Below are 6,783 nucleotides of genomic sequence, written 5' to 3'. Positions count from 1 at the left end.
CCAAAGCGTGATTTTTCATCAATAAAATCATATAAATATAAATTACGTTTAAAACCAGTCATATTTGGTGTCAGAATTTTAATATCATGTTGTAGATGACCTAATTCATGCATTTCATAACGTTTATAAATCCTAATTTTCTTGTAATTTTCTTGTTTTTAGGATAAAAATTATTAAATTCTTTATTTCATTTCATTAAAGTTTTAATGTTATGTTTAATTACTTCATTTTTATATGTGAAAAATCCAGCTAAAGTTAAATTATAAAATTCATAAATTCCAGTTCCATATTCTTGGCGATATTTTTTCATCATTTTTGCAACAGCAATTTTGTAAGTTTTTGAATAATGGTTATTAATTTTAATTGGTCTCGTTGGTTTTTTAGCTAAAACCAGAAAATTTAATTTTTCTTTAAGACAAAGTTGAATCTTTTTAGCTCAATTATAAAAAGTTTGTTTTGACTTATAAAATAATTTAATTAAGCTATTTAGTGAATTTTCATATAAATAGTATTTCTGACATAAATTAAAATAATTAATGACATTTTGATAAATATAATTTATTTCTTTTGTAAGTTTTTGTTGTAAATATCATTTTTTTATTTTTCGTTGTAATGAATATAATTCATTTTCAGTTGGAATGCTTGTTACCATATACTTTTTCATTTTAATCTCCATTCTAATTTAAAGACTAAATCAGTGGTCTAAAATGTATATGGTTTTCACATTNTTTCATAATNTCATCCCTTAACTTTTTTTACTGCCTATGATATATATCATATTAACTCTACACGAAAAAAGAAAAAATACTCACAAAAGTAAGTATTTTTTAATCAATAACAAATGGTAATAAAGCCATTTGACGAGCTCTTTTAATTGCTGTTGCTAACATTCTTTGATTTTTAGCAGTTGTTCCTGTTATTCGTTTTGGCAAAATCTGCCCATTACCAGAAATAAATTTTTTTAATAATTCAATATCTTTATAATCAATGTATGTTATTTTATTTTTTGTAAAATAACATTGTTTTTTAAAACGTTTAAATTTTGGATTCATTTTCTTTTTCCTTTCTTTTTAATCTCATAAAATTGCATCATCGCCATCAAAAGTAATATTATTATCATCTTGTGGTTCTGGTTGTTCAAAAGTTGTGTTAGAAAAATAATTAGCAATTGGCATTGATGGACCACCAATGTTAGTAGCAGCACTAGCACCTTTTGAATCTAAAAAAGAAACCATATCAGCAATTACTTGAACAATTGTTGTAACTTGACCATTAACATTATCACTTCTCGTTTGTAAACGTCCATCTAATGCAATTAATGATCCTTTTTTTAAATAACGGGCCATATTTTCTGCCGTTTTATTCCAAGCAAAACAAGGAATAAACGAAGCTTGGTTATTAAAACTATTATTTACTGCTAATGTAAAAGCAACAAATGGTTTACCATTAACAGAACTTTTTAATTCTAAATCACGGGTTAGTCTTCCTACTAATGAAACTCGATTTAACATAACTCTTGTACACTCCTAATTTTTTATTCTTTTGTTTCAGTTGGTGCATTTTCTGGTTTTGATTCTTCACCTTCTGAACGTTGTTCATGACTTTTATAATCAGTTTTTTTATTCCCTGGTCTACGATCACGGTCTGGTTTATCATTCTTAACTTCTGTTTTTGCATAAACAGTTGATTGAATATATCCTTTTTCTTTTTCTTTATTAATTACTAAAATTCGTAATACATCTTGTTCAATATGACTAATTCGAACAAATTCATCAATGTTTTCTGATGTTGTATTAACAATTAATACTCCATAATATCCTTTTTTTTTCTTTTTAATTGGATATACTAAATCTTTAATTCCTCATTTTCCGTGTTCTTCTATTTTTCCCCCATTAGCTTCTAAAATTTGGTGTAATTTACTTTCTAATTCATCCAAATTAGTTGCTTCGGGATTTAATATATACATAATTTCATATTTACGCATTTTATTTTCCTCCTTTTGGTCTAGGTCCTATTCGGACAAGGAGCTAATAATTATAATTCAAGCATTATTAACTCGCCAATCATTATACCTTATATTTCCTTTAATTGTAAGAGTTATTTTAATAATTTTAATAATTTTAAATCATCAACATAAGTTAATTTAATGTTTTGTTTTTCACCATAAATTGTATGAATTTTTGTTTCTGGTGAAAATAACTCTACTAAATAACTATCATCATAAATTATTGTTCTATTTTTAGTTTGAAAATATCTGTCATAAACTTGATATAATAATCTTGCTTTAAAAACTTGTGGTGTGTGAATTGTAAAATATTCTTCTCGAGGTAATGTTTTTTCAATAAAATTATTTTTAACTTTTTTAAGAGTTTCAGTAATTGGTAAAATTGGAATTAGCACTTCATAATTTTTTTGTTGAAAAACTTGATTTAATTGATTAATAAAAGTTAAACTAGTAAAACAACGTACACCATCATGAATCATTATAATTTCATTACTAATTTTATGATTAATTAAACATTGATAAATCGTATCAACTCGTTCTATGCCACCCATAATAAATTGGATATTTTTTGCTTGGTAATTTTTTTTCAATAAAAAAGTTAAAATTTCTTCATTAACACCAACAATAATTTCTGTACAAAGTGGATCACTTAAAAATAACATTAATGTTTGTTCAATAATAGTTTGTTTATTATCAAGTTGATATAGCAACTTATTGTCTTTCTGATTAAAACGCGATGACTTCCCAGCTGCAACAATAATTACCGTATAATTTTTCATTTATAAAATTTCAATTCCATTTTTCTTAACATATTCTAAAAAATCATCATTTCAAACCGAAGCAATAACTTCACCAATATGTTGTTTTTCTAATAAAAATAAATCTAATTGTGACTTAAAAAGTCCGAACGAAAGTGTCACTGGTAAGTCATTTGTTGCTACTTTTGCATCATATTCTGTTCTTAATTTACTTGTTTCTTTTGTTACTGCTAATTGACTTTTTAAAACATCACGATTAACAGTAGCAGCACAATAACCAATACAAATAGCTTTTTCTAACACAAAATCATAAACAAAAATTTTTGCATAGAGTTCCCAATTAAAAACATCTTGCGATTCACTAATTTCAATCGTATTATTAGTAATACTATTTTTTAAACCATAGAGGATTGTAGCACCATTTTCTCTTGTATAGCGGTTTAAGCGTTCTTGATAACTTAATAATCGCATTGCTTTTTGTAATTCAATTTGACTTGTTCAATTTAATTTTTTCTTAAATTTCTTATTTAATTGCGGAAATTTTAATAATAAAATGTCTTCTACATCACTAACAATATTGGTTGCTTTATCAATTGTTTGTTTAATTTTTAATAATGTAATGTCTTTTTCTTCTAATTAATAAATCAAATCCAATTTCGCTAAAACTTACTGCTTGGCTATTTGATTGCTTAATATCACGACGCAAAACCATTGCCGTTGTTAAAATTCCTTCGTTTTCTAACAATTCATATTGTTTAATTTCATTTCGTCGCCATTTATTGTGTGACTGTAATATTTCACCAACCAAATTAGTTGGTGAAATATCAAAATCAATTGGCCGTTCTGTCATTCGAAAATCATCATTAAACCCTTTTTCTTCTGTAATAATTAAAGGCGCATCAACTTTTAATAAATTAAATTGAATAATAAAACGACGAACTAATTCACGTTTAATTAAACTAATTGCTTCTACTGTTTCACGTAATGTTAAAATTGAACTATAACCAATTTCAATACCAAATGCCATACAATCACCTATTTTCCTCTTGGTCGCATGTGGGGAAATAATAATACATCTTTAATTGAATCTTGTCCTGTTAATAACATAACTAGGCGATCAATTCCAATTCCTAAACCACCTGTTGGTGGCATTCCATATTCCAATGCTTCAATAAAATCAATATCTAATTCTTGTGCTTCATCATTACCATTATCACGTTCTGCTAATTGACTAACAAAACGCTCATATTGTTCAACTGGATTGTTTAATTCTGAATAAGCATTTGCATATTCACGCCCTTTAATAAATAATTCAAATCGATCAGTAAATCTTGGATCTTCTGCATTTGTTTTTGCCAATGGAGAAACTTCAACGGGATGACCATAAATAAATGTTGGTTGAATTAATTTATCTTCCACAAATTCTTCAAAAAACAAATTAATAATATGTCCAACAGAAGTATGAAATTTTTCAATTGGTAGTTTTTTTTCTTTTGCAATTTTCTTTGCTTCAGCAAAAGTCATTGGTTTTCAAAAATCAATTCCCACTAACTCTTTAATTGCATCAACCATATGTCAACGTTTTCATGGCTGTTTGAATGAAATCATTACTCCATCGTATTTTGTTTCATCTTTATTTAAAATGTTTTTTGCAATGTAGCAGATAGTATCCTCTGTTAATTGCATCATAAAATTCATATCTTGATATGCAACATAAATTTCAACTGTTGTAAACTCTGGATTATGGCGTATATCCATTCCTTCGTTTCTAAATAATCGTCCTATTTCATAAACTCCCTCAAAGCCACCAACAATTAACCGTTTTAGAGGTAATTCTGTTGCTACTCGTAGATAAAAATTCATATCTAATGTATTATGATGAGTTATAAATGGTTTTGCCGCTGCGCCACCATGAATAGGCTGTAAAACAGGTGTTTCAACTTCTAAATATCCCTTACTATTAAAAAAATCTCGCATTAAAGCAATAATCTTACTACGCTTAATAAAAATATCTTTTGTTTCCGCTGATGTAATTAAATCAACATAACGACGACGATATTTTTCTTCAATATCAGTCATTCCATGATATTTGTCAGGTAATGCACGCAATGCTTTTGCTAATAAAACAAATTCTTTAACTCGCACTGTTAATTCCCCAGTGTTTGTTTTCATCATTATTCCAGTAATTCCGATAATATCTCCTAAATCAAAATTAATAAATTCTTGATATTTTTCATCACCAACTTCATCATTTCGAACATAAATTTGAAAAATTCCATTTTGATCTTGTAACGTTACAAAACTAGCTTTTCCTGCTTCGCGAAATGTTTTAATTCGACCCGCAATTTTAACTATTATATTATCACTACTTGTGGTTAATTTCTCTTTTGATAAATGATTAAATTGTTCATTAAGTTTTTTACTTGTATGTGTTCGGTCAAACTTGGTAATTACAAAAGGATTATGTCCATCTTTAACTATTTTTTTTAATTTATCACGTCTAATTTGCTCTTGTTCTGTAAAATTACGTTTCTCCATTTTAATTCTCCTTTTTACTATTTAGCAACACTAATATTACTATTATAATAGGCAATATATTCATTAACAAGCATTTTTAACTCAAATATTGTATTTATTTGCGTTGCCCGAATTTTATAATTAGTAGCTTCTGGCTTTCCTTTAAAATAAAAGGCTAAATTTTTTCGCATTTCACTCACTGCAATTCGTTCTCCCTTTAAATTTAATAATAATTCTGCATGGCGGAAAATAATATTCCGCCATTCATCTAATGGTGGTTGCTCAATTTTTTCACCAGTATCTAAAAAATGTTGAATCTGTTTAAATACTCATGGATTTCCTTGTGCTCCTCGTGCTAACATAATTGCATCACAACCAGTCTCTTTTAACATTCGTTTTGCATCTTCACAAGTAAAAATATCACCATTCCCAATTACTGGAATTGCAACATTTTCTTTTACTTTCCTAATTCAATTTCAATCAGCTTTTCCAGAATAAAATTTATTTCGTGTTCGAGCATGAACTGCAATTGCTTGTGCTCCTGCTTGTTCACAATATTTTGCAATTTCAACACAATTAATATTCTCTTCATCTCAGCCAATTCGAATTTTAACAGTTACTGGTTTAGTAACATTTTCAACCACTGCCTTAACAACTTCATAAACGAGTTGAGGATGTTTTAATAAAAATGACCCTGCTTGTGACTTAATTGCAATTTTTAGTGCAGGACAACCCATATTAATATCAATAATATCACATTCACTATGTTGATCAACATATTTTGCTGCTGCAACAAAAGTTTCTATATCTGTTCCAAAAATTTGCATTGAAATTGGATGTTCTAATTTATTTACCTCAATCATTTGTAAAGTTCGTTCATTTTTTTGTAAAATTGCTTTATCACTAACCATTTCAGCATAAACCAATCCTGCTCCTAATTCATGACAAATAATTCGGAATGCTTCATTTGTAATTCCGGCCATTGGTGCTAAAAAAACTTGCCCTTTGATTTCAATATTTCCAATTCTCATTTTTCTAATTCCTTCTTTAATTAACAGTCATTAGATAAATCTTAATCAAAAATAACAATAAATTCAATAAAAAAACTATTTTTAAGGCTAATTATTCCTTATTATAGTTCATATATGATATTACAAAAAAAGTTTCTCAAAAATGAGAAACAAAATATTATTTTCGGCCATGTGGTTTGTTGCAATCACATTCAAAACATTTATGGTCACTGTTTGTACCTGAACATGAACATTGACAAGCATGGCAAGATAACCTACAATCTGTCATCTGAATTTCCTCCTTACAAAAATATTGCTTAATAAATATTACTTGTAAGTAAATAGTTAAATGATAGTTTCTTTTTAATTGTAACAAATTTCAATAATTCATTAAAGATATTCTAAAATTATTTTTGTGAAAACCATATACATTTTAGACAACTGATTTAGTCTTTAAATTAGAATGGAGATTAAAATGAAAAAGTATATGGTA

At 27.2% G+C, this 6,783-nt stretch carries 9 protein-coding genes; all 9 read right to left on the bottom strand.

Annotation, left to right across the window (positions count from 1 at the left end; genetic code table 4):
- Window positions 1-100: 100 nt before the first annotated feature.
- The gene (locus BST80_RS03255; RefSeq protein ID WP_415745952.1) at window positions 101-676 is read right to left on the bottom strand and encodes a hypothetical protein; all 576 of its coding nucleotides are present in this window, start codon (window positions 674-676) and stop codon (window positions 101-103) included.
- Between the two features lie 151 nt (window positions 677-827).
- Window positions 828-1,052 (bottom strand): 30S ribosomal protein S18, encoded by a 225-nt coding sequence (rpsR, locus tag BST80_RS03250; protein ID WP_415745951.1) that lies wholly within the window; start codon window positions 1,050-1,052, stop codon window positions 828-830.
- 18 nt (window positions 1,053-1,070) lie between these two features.
- Window positions 1,071-1,511, bottom strand: coding sequence for a single-stranded DNA-binding protein (locus BST80_RS03245; protein ID WP_415745950.1), 441 nt, complete (start codon window positions 1,509-1,511; stop codon window positions 1,071-1,073).
- Window positions 1,512-1,534: 23 nt separating this feature from the next.
- Entirely contained in the window at window positions 1,535-1,984 is a 450-nt protein-coding gene (gene rpsF / locus BST80_RS03240; protein WP_415745949.1) for a 30S ribosomal protein S6, read from the bottom strand.
- 113 nt (window positions 1,985-2,097) lie between these two features.
- The gene (locus BST80_RS03235) at window positions 2,098-2,784 is read right to left on the bottom strand and encodes an IspD/TarI family cytidylyltransferase (RefSeq protein WP_415745948.1); all 687 of its coding nucleotides are present in this window, start codon (window positions 2,782-2,784) and stop codon (window positions 2,098-2,100) included.
- Window positions 2,785-3,234, bottom strand: coding sequence for a hypothetical protein (locus BST80_RS03230; protein WP_415745947.1), 450 nt, complete (start codon window positions 3,232-3,234; stop codon window positions 2,785-2,787).
- 130 nt (window positions 3,235-3,364) lie between these two features.
- Entirely contained in the window at window positions 3,365-3,790 is a 426-nt protein-coding gene (locus BST80_RS03225) for a hypothetical protein (RefSeq protein ID WP_415745946.1), read from the bottom strand.
- An 8-nt stretch (window positions 3,791-3,798) separates the two neighbouring features.
- Complete coding sequence (gene lysS, locus BST80_RS03220; protein ID WP_415745945.1) at window positions 3,799-5,301, bottom strand: lysine--tRNA ligase; 1,503 nt, start codon at window positions 5,299-5,301, stop codon at window positions 3,799-3,801.
- 17 nt (window positions 5,302-5,318) lie between these two features.
- Window positions 5,319-6,311: a tRNA dihydrouridine synthase DusB gene (gene dusB, locus BST80_RS03215; protein ID WP_415745944.1), complete on the bottom strand. Its 993-nt coding sequence runs from the start codon at window positions 6,309-6,311 to the stop codon at window positions 5,319-5,321.
- Window positions 6,312-6,783: the final 472 nt, after the last annotated feature.

Origin of the sequence: Spiroplasma sp. Moj, assembly GCF_016082285.1 — a bacterium.
GTDB classification, from domain to species: domain Bacteria; phylum Bacillota_I; class Bacilli_A; order Mycoplasmatales; family Mycoplasmataceae; genus Spiroplasma; species Spiroplasma phoeniceum.
The sequence above is the reverse complement of the archived record's forward strand: the minus strand, read 5'-3'. Positions and strand labels throughout refer to the sequence as shown.